Raw genomic sequence first — 21,219 nt, forward strand, 5'->3', positions numbered from 1 at the left:
CGCTTTAAAGCTTGTCCATTTTAGGAGTTTAAGATCAAACAACCCGAATAGCGCACCGGCTAATATTCATTATTTACCCAGAAATTTCTCCTCTTTCATAGTACCCAGCAGGCTGCGGGATAGCGAGATTGCAATAGTTGAGGGCTTGATGTGTTATCTAGCTATATCTACCTCCTCCTCGGTTAATGTCCAATCGTAACGAGAGCCCACGTCAGTAATAACACCTGCCTCCGTAAGAATGGGCACAGCAATCATAAGTGAAGCCTCAAAGGATTGTTGACTTACTATTGACACATACTAGCAGGTCACTAACAATTAATACGGTTCATTTGAAACCTGTATAATAAAAGTCATGAAAAATGACGCAAGAAAACTTAGTACAGAAGAGCAGCATTTAATTCGTAAGATAGCAGTGCAGCGAGTGCATGATGGTGAAAGTGCGGCCGAAGTGACACGCAGCTTCGGTCTTGGAAGCCGAACAATTTTCACTTGGTTGCGTTTAGCGCGTGAAAAAGGAATTGAAGCTCTGGCACCCAAAGCACGAACTGGACGCAATCGAACACTATCCAATCTTGAGGAGCAAGAAATAAAAAGGTGGCTAATTGGCAGAGACCCTCGACAGCATGGCTTTGATTTTGGTTTGCGGACACGCCAAATTGTTGCTGATTTAATTCTTGAAAGATTTGGTGTTGCCTTGAGCCCTTCCGGTGTTGGTAAAATTCTGCATCGGTTAGGTTTGACGCCACAAAAACCGTTACGTAGAGCGGATGAGCGAGACGAGAAAGCGGTGCAAGAATGGGTTGATGATGTTTACCCTAAAGTTAAGAAATACGATAAAAAGAAAGGGGCTGAGATATTTTGGTTGGATGAAGCCACTATTCGTTCAGATGATCCTTTACAGCGTACCTGGAGTGAAAAAGGGAATACACCTGTCGTCACAACAAGCGGTCAAAGACAGGCAATTAATGCGATCTCAGCGTTATCGAATAAATGTGGCTTTTGGTATCACGTTTTTGACGTGAAAATTTAATGCGGATAAATGTATTGAATGCTTAAAAAGTTTCCAAAAAGGCCGTAACTCTCCCGTCATACTCATCGTTGATGGGCATCCTGTACATAAATCAAAGAAGGTCACGGACTATATTGAGTCACTTGAAGGAAAAGTTGAAATGGTATTTCTACCACCGTATGCGCCTGACTTAAATCCAGATGAGCTTGTGTGGAATCAGATGAGAAATATCGGCACATCAAAAAAGCCACTCAAGAAAGGAGAATCACTAAAGAATCGTGCCATTTTAGACCTGGAAAGTATCAAACGGGATAAGGCTCTGATTAAATAATTTTTCCAAGAGGCAACTGTATTTTTTGCTGCTGCCTAGGTAGTATGCTCTTCCAGCAAATGCCTGAACTTGAGCATTGTTGATTCATCACGGATCTGACCATTCAGCCTTAGCCCCGCAAATCGACGCATAGACTCAAATCTCATACAAAGTATCTTCCATTCCCGGATCGCTTAAATTGCAAAATAATTTCAGGCAGGGAATACGGAGTATTGCAGATAGCGGGTAAAGCTTTCGGCCATTGCCTTCTTTTGCGTAATATCGGTGTACTTTATTTTCCAGCTGTTTCCAAGGAATCAGCGTATCCATCTGCTCATGAAACTTATCGCGGCATGTTTTTACGTTTCTTGACGTTATATTTGGCTTCGGGAAAAGAAATCTGGTCCATAACTTAACGCTAAAATGATAGTTTTTTGTATTATGCCAAAGATGGAGACTTAATCAGATTTTCCTTAGGTGTTTTTTTGTCGAAATTTGCAATTCCCCAAAACCTTCCCCCACCTAAAGCATAACGCAAGCCAGTGGGTAATCGTCTTTCAAAATACCTCTCTGTTTCGACCATATAGAAATCAGAGCCAAAAAGTATCTTTCTTGATAGGCTTTCCTCGTCCAACATAACACTCAAATAAGGAATATTTTCCTGAAAATTGAAAACAGTATACGAAATATCAGCAAACAGGCTTGTTACTTTTCCATCACCTCGATGTAACGTTCAGGATCTGCATATGTACTATCAAGTACTTATATTTTTGCTATTTACAGATCCGGGCGAACAATGAGCCTTAAGAGGAGTGTTTCTTTCCACCATATATGGATATATATAATCTATCAGTACTTTGTCATTTACCCATACCCTAAAGTTGGGTATATTTTTACCTCCCGGAAATTATGCGGTTCTACCAATGACTTCAAACTAGCTAAAGCCTCAGGCCTTATAGGGTCAATATGTGTGAACGGAATTAGTACATCCTTGTATTTTTCATTTTTCAGAAGCCGACCCGCTTCCTGATGCTGCTGATCAATATCTTCCTTCATTTTTTCCGCGCCCATGTACGCAAAATCCATTGGTAACACAATGAATTTTTTCTCTTTAGGGTACTAATTTATCAAATGCTTCAAATTATCTTCTTGGCCCATTTCATCACCAAACCCTGCGTCGAGACCTTGGCGAGGGCAACCCTCTGATTTACGCTAAGGGCCTGGAACAATACGGTCTTTACGCCTTTTTGCCAAACTTCTACACCTTCACTGATCGCTTCACACCGAAGCAAAGGTCAGGATTTTTTTCACGTTCCGAAAAGCTCGAATGACAAAGCGCTGGTACCCCCGCGCGGAATAAGCGCATCGAAGAGGTTGCCAGACAAATCGCAAGCATGAAGAATACATCAGAAAAGATTGAGTGCGGCCCCTACACCCATACCGCAATCACTAATACAGGTTTTCAATCCGAAGCGGAGCAATTGAGCACAGCAGAACGCCCTCCGGTGTTAACGGTGTGGGTTCAACGGTTTCTGGAGACCTTTCGAGGCTGCATTTAACGCCGGAGCCTGTGCCGAATGATAGTACCCGTGAAATAAAAGACTTTTGTGCTACGCACCCCCAGCATTCCGACTGTCAAACCCCGAATAAAAACTGAAGTAATGCGGCCCCCACGCAAGATCACCCCGGTATATCCCGCAAGGCTTGTATAACGGTTGAATAGCGTGGAGGAGTAGCGCTTGTTAAAAAACGACCTGAGCTGGCGCGCCTTGTTTATGTTTTTCAATAAGCTGATAGTGGAGCTTCGGCGGCGTAGACAAACACCCCTGTTGTTTTTTTAACCCATAGTTGTGGAGCATCAAAGTTTGTACTTAATGGATCATGGCCTCGCATTGAGTGCAAGCGAAGCATTTGCTTTCAACGAAAACACCTATTAGCCTATACCAAGGCTAACGAAGCCAAGTGACTTGCTGGCGTCAAAGCTGTTCTCAGCAAAAGATGCCAGGTGAGTGGGATGCTACGGTGCAGATCAATAAACCGTGTGCTTTTGAACTCTACTCTTATCGAGGGGGATCTTGTCACCGGGCTTTCAAGCTTCTCTTTAGCTTCCAGCGACTATCGCTGGTCTACAATTGAGTTTGTTCTTTCCCTTCCAACTAATAACAGAGTAAACCGAATATGATTCGCCAACTCATACGCAGCCTCGCCTGCGTCTCTACCTATATCATGTTAACGTCCTGCGGAGGCCAAGTAGCCGAGACCTCAGGTATCATGGGTGCTCCAAGCCTGGTCACCGAAAACTCAACCGCCCAAACCCAAGCGCTCTACCGCAATTTGGCCACTGTCGGCAAAACCCAGGTGCTCTTTGGCCACCAAAATACTACCGCGTATGGCGTTAACTGGATCAATGAAGAAGGCCGTTCTGACGTCAAAGATGTAACCGGTTCCAATCCTGCCGTTTTTGGCTGGGATTTGGCCCATTTGGAGTCGGGGGATGAGAAGAGCCTGGACAATATTTCCTTCGATTTTATCCGCGATCAGATTAAGGCCAGCTACCAGCGTGGCGCTATCAATACCCTTAGCTGGCATATGCGCGACCCCGTTACCGGTGGGAGCTCCTGGGATAAAAACCCCACGGTTGCCAAGCTGATTCCCGGTGGTGAAGCGCACGATAAATTGAAGGCGAACCTAGATACTTTCGTCGCTTTTAACGAAACACTTAAGGTTAAAAACGCAGATGGCAAGATGGAGTATGTGCCCATTATCTTTCGCCCCTGGCACGAGCATAACGGCGATTGGTTTTGGTGGGGCAAGGGTGAAAACCTGACCAGCGAGGAAGACTACATTGCTCTGTGGCGCTTTACCGTGGATTACCTGCGTGACGAAAAGGGCCTTCGCAACTTAATTTACGCCTTTTCTCCAGACCGCAGCCGTATGGATTTAAGTCTGCTGCCAGAATCTTACCTCTATGCTTATCCCGGCGATAACTACGTGGATATTATTGGGCTGGATAACTACTGGGATCTGGGCCACCCCTATAACAATGAGCCACTGGAAGCGCGTCGCGGCTACTTTGTCGCCAGTCTGGAAGCAATCAGCGATATCGCCAAAGCTAAAAATAAAGTTGCTGCACTCACCGAAGGCGGACAGGAAACCGTCCACCAGGATAAATTCTGGACCGATATGATCTTAAGTAACGTGTTGGCCACCGAGAGCAGTGCGAACATTGCCTACCTGCTGGTATGGCGAAATGCCAATAAGGCGCGGGAAAATAGGGATCACTTCTATGCACCGTATAAAGGGCATAAGAGTGAGCAGGACTTTATCGATTTCTATAATCACCCTGCCACAGTATTTGAAAGCAATTTGCCGAATATGTACGAATAGAGTTTTCATCTTTGCCAGGTAAGGTAATCCCCCCCCCGCTCAGGCGGGGGCTTTTACTGGCACGAAGAGGGGGCCGGAGGGCTCTGCCAACAACAACCCTGCTTGGCTGAATGCCGCGGTGTTTACCTTCTTATAAATAAGCCAGGATTCGACCTGCCGATGTTACTGCAACCTTGTAACATGCAGAGTGTCGCGCAGCACGGAAAAAGCTGTATTTCCGCTCGGGCTAACTTCCAACGCTTCAGTAATGTACGATTGCATTGGCGGCAACGTTTCCAGCACAGCTCTATCGAACTGGCTGGACTCATTAAGAGCTACAAAATCGTACCACGCGATAGTAGAAAAATCGGTGGTATAAAGACGTGGGCCAGATACAGAAAACATCATCACACTGCTGAAACTTTCCAACTCTCCAACTTTCTCATTATCACGATTATAAACGGACTGATCACGTACCCGATAATTACCGTCGTTGCTAATTGCCGTATAGTGATATCGATCGGTAAGCGTTACGGATTTATTCTCTGGATCAAATTCGGCGGCATAAAACCTGGATTCAACCCGCGAATACAAAATTAACTCAATGTAAGACAGGTCCCCTGCGTAAACCAAGCCCGAATACTCACGAAAAGAATCGGCAGGTTCAACCCGCTCCAGATCGATTTCAACAAGCTCCTGGGTAAGCAAATTGATAACGTGTAACGCGTTGTAGGGTATTCCTCGCACAAGAAGAACCTCTGTGCTGGAAAGTACTAACATGTCTTGAGCGTCGTCAGTCACAGGCATTGGCGAGGCCTTCTCCAAAATCATCGCATTCAGATCCATTTGATACAGATATGTTTCATGTTCGGTAGAGCCAAGGCAAAAAACTTTATTGCCATCAACAGAAATTCGTGGCAGAGAAAGCTGCAAATTATTTGCCCCCTGTATGGCCTTACGCGCCCACTCACCCTTGATATATTGATAAACAAATATCACAAGGGAGCCTCCCTCGTAGCCGGAGACGATTAAATGCTGACTCACTGGTTCGTAGAGTACCTTGTGGTAAAAACTCGCGCCGGGATCACTAATAGACGCATCGAGATACACTTCCGGCTCTATGACATGTAAGCGAGCCACAGAAAATAATGCTTCGAAATTATTACCAGAATCAAGGCCCGAACTACCAATTGCTGCGGGTGTTACCTCAATGGATATTTTAGAGTCGCTTACAACCTGGTAGTCACTGATCTCGTTCCCAAAAATGTTGAGCGGCGCACCATTTAATCGCTCAAAATTTTCACCACTCACGGTCACTGTGGCATTCTGGTCTTTGAAAGCGAAGTACGGAGAAAACGAATTAAAACGCACTAAATCTACTGAGAGCGCAACCGGAATGTGATAACTGCGACTACCGCCGGAACTATCTTCAACCATAACCATGGCGCTGTGTGTTCCATTATTTAGGCTCTTCGCATTCTCGTTAATGGAAACATTTACCTGCGATGCGTCGATAACATCGAGATCCAGCCAGTCCACATCGGCTGTCGCTGTCAGCTCAATATGCTCTCGCGTATCGCTGACCGTTACAGTATCTCTGCCTGCGCTACTGCTGTCGCCGGTACTTATACTGAAATCAAGAGCTGTTTTATCCACCGTAAATTCTGCCCTAGAAACCGAGTAGCTAATCTGCAGCTCTGTATCGACAATTCTTTCGCTATTACCGTTAATTCTCACGGTCGCCGAATACTCACCGACTGGAATGTTTTTTACGATATCAAGATCCAACATTAAATTATTATTAATATCCTTATGCAGAAGAGCTGCCAGCCAAGCGGTTTCACTCTCGTTATACTGGACACTTGCTGTGAAAGCATCTCTCGGATGAACTGCATCAAGTTGAAAGCTGGAGGTAGTGACTGAAATATTTTTGTATGTTGGATATTGCCCCTGCGCCCCTGCGAGGTTGGCACTACTCACACCGGTAGCAATTTGCGCTTTGTTAACGGTGTACGTAATGTTTACTGTTCGTGGGCTATTTTCAAATTGGCGGTTACAGGTAGCATCGTAACAGGTGAGCACCTGAAAGGAATCGCTGTGAACCCCCGTGCCAACGGAGTCTGCAGATGCTACGCTGACCTCTATCACGCCTCGATTCGGCTCCATAACAATGCTTGCGTCAAAAATACTATTGGGATTCACAAGCACAAACGCGTAAATAGTGTCAGTTAGCGACTGAGAGTTGTCGATATAGCCGTATAGGGTTTGCGCTGCCGGATTATCGGTACCCAGCTCAGACGAAAAATTCAATTGTTGCGTGGACAACCGAAGGCTTGGATGTGATGAGCCTGAGCTTCCGCTAGACGAAGCACTACTGCTGCTGCCTCCGCCACCGCCACCACCACCACCACAGGCGCTTAGCCCGAAGAGAAGGAGAAATGAAAGATAAGGTATTGTTTTTAAAGTTTTTCTTGAGAACATCATGTGAACCTAATTTTTAAGTTTTATTATTTTGGCAACAAATCTAAACAAAAGATGGCCAATGAACAAGCGTTGGTTGTGTAGATCGGCATTTTCAGCCTAAGTTTTAAACAGGAAAAGTGCCGAACCAAGGCGGAAAAATAACGAGGCGTATGAAAGAGAACCTATAGACCTAAAAAAGCCGGAACCAACGCCCGGCTTTTTTAGGTCACTGGTAGATAGAAAGCGGAAAGAATTCTGTAATTTGAATAAATGGCTGGTGCTCCATCACGATTCTGTAACTGCGCCAGATCGCATCATCATCCGCGAGGCTTTCGCCTTTCCCTCCTTCGCCGAGGGCGACGATTTCCCGGTAGGTTTCCAGGCCACACTCGCGCAATAATTCCCCAACGCCGACGAGACCCGCTTCCAATTCCGAACGCAACTGCTCACTTAGCAATTCGGTGCAGATCAGAGAGATGGCTGTCGCATAGCATGTACCCGATTTCTCACCCACTAGCTGCACGGTGCGGCGCAGTACTTGATCACCAGCCTGCCGGTTGATAACCGGGGCATCCGTTTCGAGCTGCCAATATTGCTGGCCGCAATTCTTAACTTTTACCGGCTCCCAAAAAAAAGATTCAAGACTCTTGGTAACGGTGCCATCGGTGGTCAGTAATACTCTTAAAAAAGGCGGCAGGGTGTGCAGCGGTAGCGTCGAAGATTGATCATCTGCTTCCATATAGCCTGTCGAGGTAAATAATCGCGTCATGGGTCTTATCCGTTAAGTGTGGTTTATGGCCTTGGCGATGGTTAATACGCCCAACACCAAGAAACCTATTCCCGCAACCCAAGCCAATAACCTTTCATCCACCCAATGGGAAAACATATTCCCGGCCAACACACCAATTCCGGTTGCCACCACCAACGCCATGGACACTCCCACAAACACTACGAGCGGACTGGCTGACTTATTCGACACAAATAGTAAGGTTAATACTTGGGATTTATCTCCCAACTCGGCAACAAAGGCTGTGAAAAACACTAAGGCAAGTACTTTTACATCCATAGATATGACTCAATAATTGATTAATCCCGCCATTCTACCATCTGAAGGTTGCTGATTTCCGTGTTGGCTGCCTGTATAATTCGCCGGCAGTTTTGGGCCCGCTGCCGCCCTTGATACAGGCAGCACCATATTTACCAGAAGGGGAATACCTTGGAACTGAACAACGCCTCCGCAGAACAACTTGCACAGTGGGAACAACAACTAGCCGCCGAGTTCGACGCTATTAAAGCAAAAACACTTAGCCTGGACTTGACCCGCGGTAAACCATCTTCCGAGCAACTCACCCTGTCCGATAGCATGGACGGCATTCTGAAGGGCGACTACACAACGACCGACGGCGTAGATTGCCGTAACTATGGAGGCCTCGACGGTATTACCGAAGCGCGCGCTATTGGTGCCGACATTCTGGGCGTACCGGTAACCAATATTATGGCTGGCGGCAACAGCAGCCTGACGCTGATGCATCAGGCGATGTCCGTGGCTCACTTCTTTGGCCTTGAAGGTGCCGACTCCGCCTGGAGCAAAGAAGAAACCGTAAAATTCCTGTGTCCGGTTCCCGGCTATGATCGCCACTACTCTGTGTGTGAGCACCTGGGTATTGAAATGATTACCGTGGCCATGACCTCTACCGGCCCGGATATGGATGAAGTTGAGCGCCTGGTTGCTGCCGACAAATCTATCAAAGGTATGTGGTGTGTGCCCAAGTACTCCAACCCAACCGGCGTGGTGTACAGCGACGAAACCGTAAAACGCATTGCCGGTCTGGGCAAAATTGCCGCCGCTAACTTCCGTGTATTCTGGGATAACGCCTACGGCGTACACGATCTTTCCGACAAGCCCGTACAACTGGCCAGCATTTTTGACGCCTGCGTGGAAGCCGGAACGGAAAGCAGTGTTATCCAGTTCGCCTCCACCTCTAAGATCACCTTTGCCGGTGCCGGTGTTGCGTTTATGGCTGCCAGCGACGCCAACCTCAAAGGCTTCAAGCAATCGTTGGGCTTTATGACGATTGGCCCAGACAAGATCAACCAGCTGCGCCACGCAAAATTCTTTGCCCCAGAAGGCTCCTTACGTGCACATATGCAAAAGCATGCGGAGATTATCAAGCCGCGCTTTGCCAGTGTGCTTAGCCACCTGGAAGCTGCTTTTGGCGATAACGATCTGGGTGAGTGGGAATCGGCCGATGGCGGTTACTTTATCTCGTTCGATACAAAGCCTGGCCTGGCAAAAGAAGTGGTTAAAATGGCGGGAGAAGCCGGTGTGAAGTTGACACCAGCGGGCGCTACCTTCCCTTACGGCAACGACCCTAAAGACTGCAATATTCGAATTGCACCAACCGTTCCAACCGAAGCGCAAGTGGACGAAGCCATGAAAGTCTTTGTTACCTGTGTAAAACTGGCCACTGTTCGCCAAGCATTGGCAGGCTAAGACTCTACAAATAGAGGCGCCACCTTCGGTGCCTCTATTCTTACTCGCAAACCAGTAGAGGGCGAAGCGAACGCTTCAGAAACCGACTAAGACGGCGCCTCCATAAAAATCAAAGGCTTTATTTTGGTTCCTCTTCATCCTTCATATAGATTTTATAGTTCTCACCGTAATCTGCCATATTCTCTTCCAGCAGTTTTCTAAACTCTTGAACCAAGTGGTTTACCGAGTCCTCGGTGTCGCTGATAAAATCTTTGCGTGACTCAGAAAAACTGGCGACATTAAAAGCACAGTAACGCGCCGCCGCATACACAACAGCCGAGCTGATTACACCCGGATCGCATTTTTCTGCGGCCGTATTTGCGGTATCGATAAACATATCGACCGCATCCCAAAATTGCTGCTCCTCAGTACTGAGGTTACTAGGTTTCTCGCTGCTCATAGTTCCCTCCGCTGTATATTAAGAACGATTCAATTATCTGAAACACCTGCCGGAAGTTTACACCGATTCCAATACATTTGTGTGCTTTCAATGAAGGCAAAAAAACGGGCCTCTCTTTTGGAGAGCGCCCGTCTTTTGGTGCTGACTCTATGCCGCTATGTTAAATCTCGAAGATGCCTGGCGCGATGCTCAAGCCACCAGCCCGATTGAAGCGACCAGGAGGCGAAGGTTTCTTCGGATTTATTTAATTGCGCTTCAGCGAATAAGGCCCACTGGGGGTTTGCCAGAGCTTCTCGACCAATCGCGACAAAGTCTGCGCTCTGTGTGGCAACAATATCTTCTGCTTGTGCGGGGTCAGTAATCAATCCGACAGCCATTGTGCCGACGCCTACCTCTTTACGAATCTGAGCCGCATAAGGAACCTGATGCCCTAAAGTCGATGGCAGTTCATAACGGGGCACCACACCACCAGATGAACAATCTACAATATCCACGCCCATGGCTTTCAGCTCTTTTGCAAACGCCACACTATCGGCAATTTCAACGCCGCCTTCAACGCCATCAACGGCGGAAATTCGCACAAAAAGAGGTTTGCCTTCAGGCCAGACTTCGCGAACCGCTTTTACAACCTCAAGCGGGAAGCGCATTCTATTTTCTAAACTTCCACCGTATTGGTCGGATCTTGTGTTGGTTAGTGGCGACAAAAAACTATTCATTAGATAGCCGTGAGCACAATGAACCTCCAGCACATCAAAACCGGATTTATCTGCCCTTAGTGCCGCATCCACAAAGGCTTTTTTGTGGCTCTGAATCGCTTCTATCGACAGGGCTTGTGGCTTTAACCAACCCTCATCAAAAGGCTGATCTGTGGCGGAAACAACCGTCCACGGAAGCTCCCCTCGCTCGGAATCTTCGTCATTAAGCGGGCCATTGCCAAGCCAGGGCCGCTGTGTGCAGGCCTTGGGCCCCGCGTGGCCAATTTGAATACCCGCGACAGCGCCATTAGCCTTTAGAGCATCGGCGATACGAGCCATTCCACTAATTTGGTCATCGGACCACAAACCCAAACACCCGTGAGTTATTCGCCCCTCAGGCAGCACTGCCGTTGCTTCCAAAAACACTAAACCGAATCCGCCCAGAGCGAAGCGGCCTAGGTGAATCAGGTGATAATCATTAATAAACCCATCGTTTGCGGAATATTGACACATGGGCGAGACAGCTAAACGATTACGAAACATCACGTCTTTCAACGTGAAAGGCTGAAATAAAGTCATTACATTTTACTCTTTTGGGGGACACAGCATCGAAAAATTCTGTGGGGTCAATTTTAGCACCCACAGAGTCAATCCATCTTAACCAGTAATGTTGATCACAATTTTGCCAACATGCTGTGATTTGTTGAGCTGGACCAAAGCTTCTGGAGCCTCTTCAAACCCATAGCTTCGGTAGATAACAGGGCGAATATTGTTGCGTTCAATGCAGGCGTTTAGCTGCTCAAACATTTCCCTCGAACCCACCATAATGCCGCGAACAATTGCTCCGCTCGCAAGAATAGACAATGGGTTCATCGCTTCACCATCGGCGAGTAAACCAATCAAACTCACCACGCCACCGGGCCGAGAAGAAGCAACGGATTTTGGCATGGTCCCCGCGCCGCCAACTTCAATAACATGGTCGACTCCATCTCCGCCTGTTAGACGAAGCACCTCGTTTTCCCAATCGGGATGTGTGCGGTAATTAATGGTATCTGTTGCGCCTATAGCGACGGTTTGTGTCAGCTTTGCATCGCTGGAGGAGGTCGCGATCACTCGGGCCCCCGCAGCAGCCGCCAGCTGAATCGCAAATACTGAAACCCCTCCGGTTCCCAATGCCAATACCGTTTGCCCGGGCAGCAGAGGCTTAACGCCATAGAGCGCATTCCAAGCCGTAACGGCCGCTACTGGTAGCGTGGCTGCCTCGTCAAAAGACAGGGAGTCTGGAACGCGCACCAAACCGTTTTCATGTAACACCGCTTCTTCGGCCAGCATTCCGTCCACCGCACCGCCCAACGTGGTATCCCACGCATCGCGAACCTGGGAACCGCCCAACCAGCTTTGCGAAAAGATGCCCACCACACGATCACCGACCTGCCAGCGGGTTACACCCTCGCCCACTTCAATAACTTCGCCAGCGCCATCGGAAACCGGAACTAAATCGGGTGTGGGATTTGAAAAGCCGTAGCGTCCAGTCACCAGAAGAATGTCGCGATAATTTAAGGAAACGGCGTGTACACGAATGCGGACCTGCCCCAAGCCCAGCGGCTTTGAGCTTTTTTCTACGAGCCGCCAACTGCCCAACCCATTCAACGTTCCAATTTCATAAGCGCGCATAAAATTAAAACTCCTGAACCGCAGGGCGCAGCACTATCTCATTAATATCCACCTCGGCGGGTTGCTCAATCGCGTAGGCAATGGCGCGCGCAACGGCATCGGCGGGAATTGCCTGCTTATAAAATTCAACGACAAAATCACGGCTTTGTTGGTCACCGCTGCCAAATTTCAATTCGCTGTCTACGGCCCCTGGTTCAATGGTGGTTACGCGAATTTTTTCTCCCACTTCATGGCGAAGACCTTCGGAAATCGCGCGAACGGCAAACTTGGTACCCGAATACACGCTTCCGCCTGGGCTAAAAACTTTTATGCCGGCAACGGACGAAATATTAATAAAGTGCCCAGAACCTTGCTTTTCAAAAATAGGTAGAGCCGCCGCCACGCCATAGAGCACACCCTTGATATTGATGTCGATCATCCGATCCCACTCATCGGTTCGGCACTGCTGCAAAGGTGCGATGGCCATTAAGCCCGCGTTATTAACAAGGACATCAACACGGCCAAACTGCTCCACGGTCGACGCGACCAACGCCTCCACTTGTGCTTTATTGGTTACATCGGCGGTAAAGGCCGCAGCGGTTCCGCCAGACTGTTGAATATCTTTAACAATCGCGTCTAGCTTGTCGCTTCTACGCGCGGCAATCACCACTTTCGCCCCCAACGCAGCCAAATGACGTGCCGTGGCTTCACCCAAACCACTGCTTCCACCGGTAATAACAACAACTTTGTTTTCAATATTCATATTCTGTTTCATGTTCGCTTCTCTTTAGTGACTGGAGATGGCGCTATCTTAGGAAGGCTGACGCTTTTGTTCAGCTCGATACCTACAAATTTATTGCCTGTTTCTACAAAAGCAGACTATTCCATAAAACGATCGGACTATAATTCTTCAACACCACCCCCCAGCAGAACGCAAGCGGGGTGAATACCGAGCCAGAGGGAACAGCATGAAGACAACGCGCGCGCAGGTTAAATCTATTATCGAAGCGAATATTCACCTGGACGGCGTCTCTCAAACCTCTCTCAAGCACTGCTCTCTCGCGCGTTTTTCCAGCCCTGGGGTCACAATTCCGGCACTTTACGTACCATCCGTTTGCCTGATTGTGAACGGCTCAAAAACTGCCGCCACGGAAGAACGATCTATCAGCTATAACGAAGAACACTGCCTGGTCGCCTCCATGAACGTGCCCACAATGGCATTGATAGAACGGGCCTCCGCAGAGGCGCCCTATCTGGGTATTCAGATAGAATTGGATATTCCATTACTCCGAAAGCTAGCGGAGAGTCTTGATATCTATCGCTCGCCCCCTATCCAGGAAGATCCATTTTGTCTGGCCGTCGCGGCACTGGAAGCCCCGTTCCTTGCGAGCGTTGCGCATTACCTTTCACTACTGGAAACACCAAGCGATATTGCCGACCTCCAGGAGGTTCGCCTGCTGGAAGTGTATTCGCGATTGCTGCGCGGCCCACATGCGCCGAGCATTCTTACTCTGCTGCAATCCGACAGCCATTCCGAAAAAATATCGCGAGCAGTCTCCTATATCAGCAACAATCTCTCTCAACCGATAACCATAGAAAAGCTTGCGACTGTGGCCACCATGAGCACGTCGTCTTTCCACCAGCACTTCAAAAACTTAATTGATTTCAGCCCGCTGCAATATATAAAACGTACGCGGCTAATCGAGGCGAGAAAACTAATGCTCCTGGACGGATTAAATGCGGCAAAAGCTTCATTCCATGTGGGCTACGAAAGCCCTTCCCAGTTTAGCCGTGATTACCGCCGCTTATTTGGGCAGCCGCCAAAAAAAGACGTTGCTCAACTCCATGAACGGTTTATTCAATAGTGATTACAGTAGAGAGCTGAATACCCTCCGAGGAATGGGCTGAGCAAGACGCAGCCCGGTGCTTTAGGCGCACCAACGGTTTACATCAAAAACTGCTGCAGCAAGCGCGAAACCATGGCAGGCTTTTCGGCATGAAGCCAGTGCCCGGTACCCGGTACAATTTTCATCTGGGCGTGGGGGAAGCGGACGAGAATTTCTTCTCGATGGTGATGCTCAATATAGTTGGATTTGGCGCCCTTAAGAAACAGTGTCCTACCTTTGAAGCAGGCGCCACTGCGGTTGCCTCCCACAAGCTTGGGGTAGTTGCGATACAGCGAGTTAAGATTCATACGCCAACTAAAGCCTTCGTCCCCGCGTACGAGGTTCTTCAGTAAAAAACTGCGAATGGCGGGTTCCTCCACATACTGGGAGAGTATTGCCTCGGCTTCACTACGCGTTTTCAGTGTTCGCGGATCTAGTGACAACAAACCCTTAAACACCTGTTTATGATGGGGGTCATAATGAACCGGAGCAATATCTAACACCGCAAGCCTGTCGACGGCTTCGGGGTGAGTAAGCGCCAACTCCATCGCCACTTTACCACCCAGAGAGTGGCCAATAAAATTCGCGTGCGGAAGGCATTGTTTCTGCAGCCATTGATACACCGTAGCGGCCATTTGCGGCAGGCTGGTGTCTTCGGTGTGCAGGGAGCGGCCGTGATTGGGTAGATCCAGAGAGTAAACGTGATGCTGTTTGGCCAGTTCCCGGGCAATACCGCCGAGATTTTCCAGCGAGCCAAATAAGCCGTGAATCAAAACCACCGGCTTACCGGCGCCACGCTCTTTAACGTGCAGCGGCATTAGTCTTTGCCAGGCGTTGGCACAGGAGAAGGGAATGGGAATTGGGCGATTTTGTCGCCAGCTTTTACCTCACTAACCTTGACCGAACCTTCCTTCTCCACTTCGTCGATCCGAATAATGCTGTGCATGGGAATATAGGAGCGTTTTACACCATTAAATTCGCTTTTCAGCTTTTCCTCGCCGGGATCCACCACCAGCTGTGTACGCTCACCGAAAACAAACTCTTCTACCTCGATAAAACCGTACATCTCGCTCTGATAGATAGCACGAGCGTAAACTTCGTAAACCTGGTCACGGTTGTAAAACACCACTTTAAAAACAGGGTTGGATGACATGAAAAACTATACCTCGGGCGCCAGAGTAACCGCGAAAAATACCGGTTTTGAGCTGCACCTAATAATTAAGAGAGTACCACAATATGGGCTCAACCAACGGGAATTCAAGCGGGACAAGCGACATGCCTGCCGCTATAATGCGCGCTCGATTTTTGCGCAGCCTTTAACCTTTCGAGAACCCCATGTCCGACACTAGCACTCCTACAAAAAAACTGTTTATCCAGACCCACGGCTGCCAGATGAATGAATACGATTCTGCCCGTATGCAGGATCTGCTGGGCGTTTCCCACCAGATGGAGCCGACAGACAACCCGGAAGAGGCGGATGTACTGTTAGTGAACACTTGCTCCATTCGCGAAAAAGCCCAGGACAAGCTGTACCACCAGCTGGGCCGCTGGAAGCACCTAAAGGAAAAAAATCCTGATTTGATTATTGGTGTAGGCGGCTGTGTAGCCAGCCAGGAAGGTGATGCCATCGCCAAGCGCGCCCCCTATGTCGATCTAATCTTCGGCCCCCAAACCCTGCACCGCCTGCCGGAAATGATGGAAAATAAGCGAGAGAATGGCGCCATTGTCGTCGATATCAGCTTCCCAGAGATTGAAAAGTTCGACAATCTGCCCGAGCCCGAAGCCGATGGCGCTACTGCGTTTGTATCGGTAATGGAAGGCTGTTCCAAATACTGTACCTTCTGCGTAGTCCCTTACACGCGCGGCGAAGAAGTCAGCCGCCCACTGAAAGATGTACTGCACGAAATCGCGCACTTGGCATCCCAGGGTGTACGCGAAGTTAACCTCCTCGGCCAGAACGTCAACGCTTACCGAGGCGACGGGCCAGACGGCATCGTGGATTTAGCCGAGCTAATCACCCTGGCCGCAAAAATTGAGGGCATTGACCGCATCCGTTATACCACTTCGCACCCGGTCGAATTTACCGATGCGCTTATTCAGGTTTATGCCGACGTACCAGAACTGGTCAGCCACCTGCATCTGCCGGTACAAAGCGGTTCCGACCGTATCCTGATGGCCATGAAGCGCGGACACACAGCACTGGAATATAAATCCAAAATGCGGAAAATCCGCCAGATTCGACCGGATATCTGCTTCTCGTCTGACTTTATTATTGGCTTCCCCGGCGAAACAGAAGCCGACTTCAAGGCCACAATGAAACTGATTGCAGATATCGGCTTCGATATGTCCTTCAGCTTTATCTACAGCCCGCGCCCCGGAACACCCGCCGCCGATATGCAGGACGACACCCCCGAATCGCTGAAGAAAGAGCGCCTCACCCTCCTACAGCAGCGCATTAACCAGCAAGCCCAGGATATTAGCCGCAAAATGGTTGGCAATACCGAGCGCGTACTGGTCACAGGCTACAGCAAAAAAGACCCTGGTCAGCTTTCTGGCCGCACCGAAAATAACCGTGTGGTGAATTTCCGCTGCGACCAGCCAGAGCTTATAGGGAAGTTTGCCGACATTCTGATTGAAGAAGCCCTACCAAATTCGCTAAGAGGCATTTTGTTAGGTTCCGAGCTGGATGATTGACATTGAATTGGGGTAGGCTACCAACAGACATATTTGCACATAGTTAGCGCGACACCTTGGACTCAACGTCCGCACGCCAGCGGCCGTGGGTTTCGGAAGCAAACACCCAACTTTGAGAGAGAACAGATACTACCCTTGAATACACCATCACCCAAAACCGAGTCGCTTTCTTTAAGCCTGGAACCCGTCGATTCACGCCGACTCGCCATCCTAAGCGGTCAGTTCGGCTCCCACCTAAAGCAGGTTGAGCAGCGCCTGAATGTCCACATCAACAATCGTGGAAACGACTTTAGCGTAAGTGGTCGCAGCGCCAAGAGTGCCGTCCAAGTTATCCAACAGCTCTACCAGCATACTGCCAATGGCAACGAGTTAACGCCGGATGAAGTGCATCTGGCCATACAGGAATCTAAAATGGAATCAGCAGCTGTCGAAGATGCCAAACAAGCTATCGATACCGCCAGTATTATTCGCACGAAAAAGTGCACCATTAAGCCTCGCGGTGACAACCAAAAAGACTATGTCGCCGCCGTGCGCACTAACGACATTAATTTCGGCGTCGGCCCTGCGGGTACGGGCAAAACCTATCTCGCGGTTGCCTGTGCGGTCGAATCGTTATTAAAAGACGAAGTCGAGCGCATTCTGCTGGTACGCCCAGCAGTAGAAGCCGGTGAAAAGCTCGGCTTTCTGCCCGGCGATTTGGCCCAGAAAGTCGACCCCTACCTTCGCCCGCTCTACGACGCACTCTACGAAATGCTCGGTTTTGAAACCGTCGCCAAGTTTATTGAACGCAACGTTATTGAAGTGGCGCCACTCGCCTATATGCGCGGCCGCACCCTTAACAGCTCCTTTGTGATTCTCGATGAAAGCCAAAACACCACCCGCGAACAGATGAAAATGTTCCTCACCCGTATTGGCTTTGGCTCCACCGCCGTGATTACCGGCGACCCATCCCAAATCGATTTGCCCCGTGGCCAAGCTTCTGGCCTTAAGCATGCGATTGGCGTTCTTGAGGGTGTCGACGGCGTGAGCTTTACTCATTTTTGCGCAAAAGACGTGGTTCGCCACCCTATCGTGCAGCGTATAGTCGAGGCCTATGAGGCCGCCGAAGCACACGCCGATCGAGCCGAGTAATATGCCCCAACTTAGCATCGACCTGGAAAACGCCTCTTCGATAGCCGATGACGACTTGCCCAGCGAAGACGCGTTTCTGCGCTGGGCCGCTCCCTGCCTGGAGCACAGAGACAACAAACACTCGAACCCCAGCCTGAGCATTCGCGTTGTTGATGAAGACGAAAGCCAGGAGCTAAACTTTCACTATCGTCATAAAAACACCTCCACCAATGTACTATCCTTCCCTTGCGAGCTACCTCCAGAGGTAGAACTGGATTTGCTGGGAGACTTAGTCATTTGCGCCCAAGTTGTCGCAAAAGAGGCTCGCGAGCAGGGTAAAACCGCAGATGCACACTGGGCCCACATGGTCGTTCACGGCTGCTTACATCTGCTGGGTTTCGACCATATAGAAGATGCAGAAGCCGAAGAAATGGAAGCGCTGGAAACAGCAATGCTTACAGCGCTGGACTTCCCACCACCCTATGAACAATAATTTGCTCCCCTTTCCTGGAAAAGACTAACAAAATGTCGGAAGAACCTTCGAGTAGTCACTCGTCAAACGACGAGCCCACCCGTAATCGTTCATGGTTGGAACGCTTGTTCTCCAACTTCGCAAGCGAACCCAAATCCCGAGCCGAGCTTCTGGATATCATTAAGGGCGCCGCCAACAACAAGGTGGTGGACCAGGAAGCACTCAGCATTATTGAAGGCGCTCTGGATGTCGCCAAGTTGCAAGTGCGCGAAATTATGATTCCACGCTCGCAAATGGTCGTGATAAAAGAAGAAGAAACACCCGCTGATTTTCTACCCAAGGTCATCGAAAGCGGCCACTCGCGCTTCCCGGTGATCGGCGAATCCAGCGACGATGTAAAAGGCGTTCTACTCGCCAAGGATTTACTGCCCCTTGTTCTTGATGGCCAGGAAAGCTTTAGCTGGAAATCGGTTCTGCGCACAGCCAACATCATCCCCGAAAGCAAGCGCCTCAACGTACTGCTAAAAGAGTTTCGTGAAAACCGCTACCACATGGCATTGGTTATCGACGAGTACGGCGGTATTTCCGGGCTGGTAACCATTGAAGATATTCTTGAAGAAATTGTCGGCGAAATTGAAGACGAAACCGATGAAGAAAACGAAGACTTTATTCGGCAGGTATCCGAAACGGACTACATATTAAAAGCCCTCACGCCTATCGATGAATTTAACACATTCTTCAACGCAAAATTGAGTGATGACGAATTCGACACTATCGGCGGTATTATCACCCAGGCTTTTGGCCATATGCCCAGCCGCAACGAAACCGTCAACTTAAACGAGTTCACCTTCCGCGTGCTCTACTCAGATAATCGAAAGGTACACCTGCTACGCGCAACACGCTCAACCAAAACGAATGCCGATAGCTAAAACCGAAAATACCCACAGCCCTCTTTTAACGCGATGGCCCGGAGATTTGCTAAGCCTTATTTCCGGCGGGTTAATCTTTCTTTCTCTCGCCCCCTACAATTTTTGGCCTGTTGCAATTGCCGCAAGTGGTATTTTTGCGCTTAGCCTGAACGGTCTCTCAAACAAACTCGCCTGGTTGCGCAGTTTTATATTTGGGCTGGGAATGTACAGCAGCGGTGTTTCCTGGGTCTATATCAGCATCCACGATTTTGGCTACGCCCCCCCCTGGCTGGCAGCGCTGATGACTTTTCTATTCGTTGCCTTTTTAGCTCTGGTATTTTCCATTCCCTTTTATTTTTATCAGCGATTCCTAAGCCGATCAAAAATAAGCATGCTGCTGGGCTTTCCCGCTATTTGGGTTTTAGGTGAATGGTCGCGCAGCTGGCTACTTACTGGCTTCCCCTGGCTTTTCCTGGGGTACGGCCATAGCGATACCTGGCTCTCTGGCTGGGCGCCGATTGCCGGTGTTTATGCACTCTCCTTCCTAGTCGTTTTAACCGGCACTGCACTGTTTTCCCTGCGCAACGGTGGCGAGCGAAAAATACCGGCTCTGGCGCTCGCAGGGGTGTTACTGCTCTGGCTAGCGGGATTGGGTTTAAAGCACGTAGAGTGGACACGCTATACCGAAGCGGACAAACGTAGCGTCAGCATTGTACAACCCAATATTCCACTGGAGTTAAAGTGGAATCCCTATTATCGCCCGGCCATAATGCGGCAGCTGCGCGAGCTTACGGAGCCAAACTGGCAATCGGATATTGTCCTGTGGCCGGAAGCTGCCATCCCGCTTATGTATAACGACGCGGACGATTTTATTGCCGAACTCGAAGCGCTGGCCAGCGAACACGGTACTGCGCTCATTAGCGGCATACTGTTCGACGACTTGGAAAAAAATAAGTATTACAACAGTATTTTCGGTGTGGGAGCAGCTGACAATATTTATTTTAAACAGCGCCTCGTGCCTTTTGGTGAATATGTTCCAATGGAAGAATACCTGCGCGGTCTGATTGATTTTTTTGATTTACCCAACTCCATTATTCACAAAGGCCCGGAAAACCAAGAGGGTATTCAGGTTGACGGCTACTCCATCGCACCCTATATTTGCTACGAAATTGTCTACCCGGATCTGGTGGCAAAAAATCTCGAAGACGCACGATTAATGATCACGATCAGCAACGACGCATGGTTTGGAGAATCCATAGGACCGCTACAGCACTTTGAAATGGCGAGAATGCGTGCACTGGAAAACGGCCGCTATCTCATTCGCGGTACCAATACAGGGCTTAGCGGCATTATTTCCCATAAGGGCGAAATCGTCTTACAGGGCACGCCCTTTATTCCAGAAGCTATTACCGGTGAAGTCTATTTAACTCAGGGAAAAACTCCTTTTACCTATACCCGCTCACTACCTATTATTGCCTTAAGCTTTATTTTTTTACTGGGAGCCTACCTTTCCAGAGCAAAGAACGTAACGAAATAAAGACTAGCACTGGTAGATACACGCTAACAGGCTGCTTAGAAACTACCCGCGTTGCTAGCCCACTGTTAACTAAACGAAACAAATCAAACAAAAACCTTTACGAGAACCCCCTTTTTTTACGTAAAAAATAAAAGGGGGGTTATTTTTTTTCCGTTTTCAGTTAACAATAACGCCACTAAGAAT

General features: G+C 48.9%; 21 protein-coding genes. 10 read left to right on the forward strand and 11 right to left on the reverse strand.

Features of this window, described 5'->3' with window-relative positions:
* The first annotated feature begins 352 nt into the window (after nucleotides 1-352).
* On the forward strand, nucleotides 353-1,030 hold the full coding sequence (locus H5715_RS13535; protein ID WP_185906536.1) for an IS630 family transposase: 678 nt from the start codon (nucleotides 353-355) through the stop codon (nucleotides 1,028-1,030).
* A gap of 13 nt (nucleotides 1,031-1,043) precedes the next feature.
* Entirely contained in the window at nucleotides 1,044-1,340 is a 297-nt protein-coding gene (locus H5715_RS20605) for a transposase (RefSeq protein WP_185906620.1), read from the forward strand.
* A 135-nt stretch (nucleotides 1,341-1,475) separates the two neighbouring features.
* On the opposite strand, the gene H5715_RS13545 is transcribed toward H5715_RS20605, so the two are convergent.
* Nucleotides 1,476-1,697, reverse strand: coding sequence for a transposase (locus tag H5715_RS13545; protein WP_484600452.1), 222 nt, complete (start codon nucleotides 1,695-1,697; stop codon nucleotides 1,476-1,478).
* Nucleotides 1,698-2,183: 486 nt separating this feature from the next.
* On the reverse strand, nucleotides 2,184-2,390 hold the full coding sequence (locus H5715_RS13550; RefSeq protein WP_185906537.1) for a hypothetical protein: 207 nt from the start codon (nucleotides 2,388-2,390) through the stop codon (nucleotides 2,184-2,186).
* A 1,107-nt stretch (nucleotides 2,391-3,497) separates the two neighbouring features.
* Between H5715_RS13550 and H5715_RS13555 the strand changes: the two genes are divergently transcribed.
* Nucleotides 3,498-4,706 carry a glycoside hydrolase family 26 protein gene (locus tag H5715_RS13555; protein ID WP_083608278.1) on the forward strand — a complete coding sequence of 403 codons (1,209 nt, stop codon included), beginning with the start codon at nucleotides 3,498-3,500 and terminating at the stop codon, nucleotides 4,704-4,706.
* 162 nt (nucleotides 4,707-4,868) lie between these two features.
* On the opposite strand, the gene H5715_RS13560 is transcribed toward H5715_RS13555, so the two are convergent.
* The 3 genes from H5715_RS13560 to H5715_RS13570 all read right to left on the reverse strand — a co-directional run bounded on the left by H5715_RS13560 (nucleotide 4,869) and on the right by H5715_RS13570 (nucleotide 8,214).
* Complete coding sequence (locus tag H5715_RS13560; RefSeq protein WP_185906538.1) at nucleotides 4,869-7,169, reverse strand: hypothetical protein; 2,301 nt, start codon at nucleotides 7,167-7,169, stop codon at nucleotides 4,869-4,871.
* Nucleotides 7,170-7,374: 205 nt separating this feature from the next.
* On the reverse strand, nucleotides 7,375-7,917 hold the full coding sequence (locus H5715_RS13565) for a chorismate--pyruvate lyase family protein (protein ID WP_075188210.1): 543 nt from the start codon (nucleotides 7,915-7,917) through the stop codon (nucleotides 7,375-7,377).
* 12 nt (nucleotides 7,918-7,929) lie between these two features.
* Nucleotides 7,930-8,214, reverse strand: coding sequence for a TMEM165/GDT1 family protein (locus H5715_RS13570; RefSeq protein ID WP_075188211.1), 285 nt, complete (start codon nucleotides 8,212-8,214; stop codon nucleotides 7,930-7,932).
* Nucleotides 8,215-8,364: 150 nt separating this feature from the next.
* Here H5715_RS13570 and H5715_RS13575 point away from each other — a divergent pair, with 150 nt between their 5' ends.
* Nucleotides 8,365-9,642 carry an aspartate aminotransferase type Ic gene (locus H5715_RS13575; protein ID WP_075188212.1) on the forward strand — a complete coding sequence of 426 codons (1,278 nt, stop codon included), beginning with the start codon at nucleotides 8,365-8,367 and terminating at the stop codon, nucleotides 9,640-9,642.
* 118 nt (nucleotides 9,643-9,760) lie between these two features.
* Here H5715_RS13575 and H5715_RS13580 read toward each other — a convergent pair whose 3' ends face one another.
* The 4 genes from H5715_RS13580 to H5715_RS13595 form a co-directional block, all read right to left on the reverse strand.
* A complete protein-coding gene (locus H5715_RS13580; RefSeq protein ID WP_075188213.1) occupies nucleotides 9,761-10,081 on the reverse strand; it encodes a DUF3144 domain-containing protein in 321 nt (106 codons plus the stop codon).
* A gap of 155 nt (nucleotides 10,082-10,236) precedes the next feature.
* Nucleotides 10,237-11,355 carry an NADH:flavin oxidoreductase/NADH oxidase gene (locus H5715_RS13585; protein WP_075188214.1) on the reverse strand — a complete coding sequence of 373 codons (1,119 nt, stop codon included), beginning with the start codon at nucleotides 11,353-11,355 and terminating at the stop codon, nucleotides 10,237-10,239.
* A 78-nt stretch (nucleotides 11,356-11,433) separates the two neighbouring features.
* On the reverse strand, nucleotides 11,434-12,450 hold the full coding sequence (locus H5715_RS13590) for a zinc-dependent alcohol dehydrogenase family protein (RefSeq protein WP_075188215.1): 1,017 nt from the start codon (nucleotides 12,448-12,450) through the stop codon (nucleotides 11,434-11,436).
* A 4-nt stretch (nucleotides 12,451-12,454) separates the two neighbouring features.
* On the reverse strand, nucleotides 12,455-13,204 hold the full coding sequence (locus H5715_RS13595) for an SDR family oxidoreductase (protein WP_221892294.1): 750 nt from the start codon (nucleotides 13,202-13,204) through the stop codon (nucleotides 12,455-12,457).
* Between the two features lie 193 nt (nucleotides 13,205-13,397).
* On the opposite strand from H5715_RS13595, the gene H5715_RS13600 reads away from it, so the two are divergent.
* Nucleotides 13,398-14,294 (forward strand): AraC family transcriptional regulator, encoded by an 897-nt coding sequence (locus H5715_RS13600; protein ID WP_075188216.1) that lies wholly within the window; start codon nucleotides 13,398-13,400, stop codon nucleotides 14,292-14,294.
* 80 nt (nucleotides 14,295-14,374) lie between these two features.
* Here the strand turns inward: H5715_RS13600 and H5715_RS13605 are convergent, their stop codons facing one another.
* Nucleotides 14,375-15,133: an alpha/beta fold hydrolase gene (locus tag H5715_RS13605; protein ID WP_075188217.1), complete on the reverse strand. Its 759-nt coding sequence runs from the start codon at nucleotides 15,131-15,133 to the stop codon at nucleotides 14,375-14,377.
* The gene (locus H5715_RS13610; RefSeq protein WP_075188218.1) at nucleotides 15,133-15,468 is read right to left on the reverse strand and encodes a DUF1820 family protein; all 336 of its coding nucleotides are present in this window, start codon (nucleotides 15,466-15,468) and stop codon (nucleotides 15,133-15,135) included. Before H5715_RS13610 ends, H5715_RS13605 begins: the two co-directional genes overlap by 1 nt.
* A 182-nt stretch (nucleotides 15,469-15,650) precedes the next feature.
* On the opposite strand from H5715_RS13610, the gene miaB reads away from it, so the two are divergent.
* From miaB to lnt, 5 genes are all read left to right on the forward strand, one after another.
* Nucleotides 15,651-17,009, forward strand: coding sequence for a tRNA (N6-isopentenyl adenosine(37)-C2)-methylthiotransferase MiaB (gene miaB / locus H5715_RS13615; RefSeq protein WP_075188220.1), 1,359 nt, complete (start codon nucleotides 15,651-15,653; stop codon nucleotides 17,007-17,009).
* Between the two features lie 135 nt (nucleotides 17,010-17,144).
* A complete protein-coding gene (locus H5715_RS13620; RefSeq protein ID WP_075188221.1) occupies nucleotides 17,145-18,140 on the forward strand; it encodes a PhoH family protein in 996 nt (331 codons plus the stop codon).
* 1 nt (nucleotide 18,141) lies between these two features.
* Nucleotides 18,142-18,612, forward strand: coding sequence for an rRNA maturation RNase YbeY (ybeY, locus tag H5715_RS13625; protein WP_075188222.1), 471 nt, complete (start codon nucleotides 18,142-18,144; stop codon nucleotides 18,610-18,612).
* 32 nt (nucleotides 18,613-18,644) lie between these two features.
* Nucleotides 18,645-19,520 carry a CorC family transporter gene (locus tag H5715_RS13630; RefSeq protein WP_175574351.1) on the forward strand — a complete coding sequence of 292 codons (876 nt, stop codon included), beginning with the start codon at nucleotides 18,645-18,647 and terminating at the stop codon, nucleotides 19,518-19,520.
* Nucleotides 19,507-21,036, forward strand: coding sequence for an apolipoprotein N-acyltransferase (lnt, locus tag H5715_RS13635; protein ID WP_075188223.1), 1,530 nt, complete (start codon nucleotides 19,507-19,509; stop codon nucleotides 21,034-21,036). Before H5715_RS13630 ends, lnt begins: the two co-directional genes overlap by 14 nt.
* Nucleotides 21,037-21,219 lie beyond the last annotated feature (183 nt).

The sequence above is a fragment of the Teredinibacter haidensis genome (assembly GCF_014211975.1).
Lineage (GTDB): Bacteria > Pseudomonadota > Gammaproteobacteria > Pseudomonadales > Cellvibrionaceae > Teredinibacter > Teredinibacter haidensis.